The sequence below is a fragment of the Flectobacillus rivi genome (genome assembly GCF_030056655.1).
GTDB lineage: Bacteria > Bacteroidota > Bacteroidia > Cytophagales > Spirosomataceae > Flectobacillus > Flectobacillus rivi.
Genome location: NZ_JASHIE010000035.1, coordinates 1 through 980, shown reverse-complemented (window position 1 = coordinate 980; position 980 = coordinate 1). Strand labels below are relative to the sequence as shown.

Below are 980 nucleotides of genomic sequence, written 5' to 3'. Positions count from 1 at the left end.
CCAGCGACAGGTGTGTTAAGCTATACACCAACTGTTAGCGAGCCAGGAACAACTGTAACGGTGATTTACCAAGTATGTAATACATTGGTGACCCCACAAGTATGTGCGAATGCAACAGTTACGATAACAGTGCCAGCAGCACCACGTTTGAGTATCACCAAAGCAGCACCAAGTGGCTCTATTAATGCTTTTGACAACTTTACTTACACCATTACCGTAAGTAATCTTGGAAGTGCCGCTACAACTGGCACGATTACTGTTAAAGATACTTTACAAAGCGGCCTAAGCTTTGTATCATCAAGTACAGCAACAGGTTGGAGCTGTAGTTCGTCAGGCCAAGTAGTAACATGTAGCCGAACTAGCAGTATTCCATCAGGAAGTAATAGTAGTTTTAGCTTGACAGTCACAGCCTTGAGTAATGGAGTATACCAAAACAAAGCAGGCGTCTATGGCGGTGGAGATCCAGTAGCGATTAACGGAACAAGTGCCGCACAATCAAACAATACGAGCGTATCGGTTGGTCAGTCAGTAGTGAAGTTAACTGCAAAAGTGTTCTTACGTGGCGCTTACGATACAAGTGTAGGATTGATGTTAGATGGCTTACGTAGCCAAGGCTTGATTCCATTAGTACAACCTTATGGCAAAGGCTCTTACACAGATATTCCTCACATTGGAGCTGAAGAAGCCACGACCACGTCGGTATTGTCGGTAACAGGTAACAATGCGATTGTTGACTGGGTATCAGTAGAGTTACGCGATAAGAATAACCCAAGTACGATCGTGTATAGTCGTTCAGGTTTAGTACAACGCGATGGCGATATTGTAGATGTAGATGGAGTAAGTTGCTTGAGTTTTGTAGGAGCCATTCCAGAGAGCTATTATGTGACAGTTCGTCACCGTAACCACTTAGGAGCGATGACTGCGAATGCGATAGCGTTGACCTCAAGCTGTTCAGCCTTAGTTGATTTCACAAGTCCAAG

Annotated in this window: 1 pseudogene; it reads left to right on the top strand. The window is 44.4% G+C overall.

Annotated features, from left to right (window positions below):
• A pseudogene (locus tag QM481_RS24795) lies at window positions 1-980 on the top strand (hypothetical protein); the annotation flags it as partial.